Origin of the sequence: Paenibacillus sinensis, assembly GCF_019904155.1 — a bacterium.
Taxonomy (GTDB): domain Bacteria; phylum Bacillota; class Bacilli; order Paenibacillales; family Paenibacillaceae; genus Paenibacillus_AQ; species Paenibacillus_AQ sinensis.
This window is the reverse complement of record NZ_JAHCMB010000054.1, coordinates 1-528: the sequence shown is the minus strand read 5'-3', so window position 1 is coordinate 528 and position 528 is coordinate 1. Positions and strand designations below refer to the sequence as shown.

Below are 528 nucleotides of genomic sequence, written 5' to 3'. Positions count from 1 at the left end.
GGATGTGAATTTCTCCATTACCGATGGAATTGACACCTTGAGTGGTGTGAGTAAAACGGAATATAAGCTTGCTGAAGATGACGAATGGAAGGAGTATCCTGCGACTCCCATTACAGTTACAGAAGAAGGAATTACGAAGGTGTACGCACGTTCGATTGATAGAGCTGGAAATATAAGCCATGAAGCGATAATCCAGATTAAAATCGACAAGACCATACCCAACACACCAGAAATCAAATTAGATCATGAAGACTGGACCTCGAGCAATGTTACGTTCAGCATTGAGAAGCCCGAAGATATACCTAGTGGAGTAAAATATCTTGAATATAGAATCGGAGAGGCTGGGCAATGGGAGAGATATAATGAACCCGTAGTAGTTTCAACAGAAGGACAGATACCAATCTATGCGAGGGCTGTAGATCAGGCAGGAAATATAAGTAATGAATCTACGGCCATGATAAAAATTGATAAAACAGCCCCTTTAGATCCAATAATAGAGGCCGATACCTTAGAATGGATCAACACGGA

At 41.3% G+C, this 528-nt stretch carries 1 protein-coding gene; it reads left to right on the top strand.

Going from position 1 to position 528, the window contains the following annotated elements:
- Positions 1–46 precede the first annotated feature (46 nt).
- Positions 47–528, top strand: a 482-nt coding sequence (locus tag KIH86_RS07690) for an OmpL47-type beta-barrel domain-containing protein (RefSeq protein WP_407672254.1), incomplete at its 3' end; no start/stop codon positions are given.